Below are 412 nucleotides of genomic sequence, written 5' to 3'. Positions count from 1 at the left end.
GAATCTTGCCCTTGCGCCGCCGTTCCTTGCGGTTCGTGACGATCCAGATGTAGGTGCCGATGCCGGTGTTGTAGAACATCTGCTCCGGCAGGGCGATGATGGCCTCGAGCCAATCGTTCTCGATGATCCACTTGCGGATCTCGCTCTCCCCGGAGCCCGCGCCGCCGGTGAAGAGCGGCGAGCCGGAAAAGACGATGGCGAGGCGCGAGCCGTGCTTGTGCTCAGCCGGCCGCACCGGCTCGAATTTGGCGATCATGTGCTGCAGAAAGAGCAGCGAGCCGTCGTTGACGCGCGGCAGCCCTGCACCGAAGCGGCCGCCGAAACCCTGCTTTTCATGCTCGCGCTCGATCTCCTTCTGCTGCTTTTTCCAGTCCACGCCGAAAGGCGGGTTGGTGAGGAAGTAGTCGAAGGT

General features: G+C 62.9%; 1 protein-coding gene. It reads right to left on the bottom strand.

From position 1 onward, the window contains the following. On the bottom strand, positions 1-412 hold a 412-nt coding region (locus tag ACTFO6_RS17790; RefSeq protein ID WP_439935752.1), incomplete at both ends, for an HsdM family class I SAM-dependent methyltransferase.

Origin of the sequence: Pelomicrobium sp. G1 (genome assembly GCF_051905455.1) — a bacterium.
Classification (GTDB): Bacteria; Pseudomonadota; Gammaproteobacteria; order Burkholderiales; family UBA6910; genus Pelomicrobium.
This window is presented reverse-complemented; position numbering and strand designations above follow the sequence as displayed.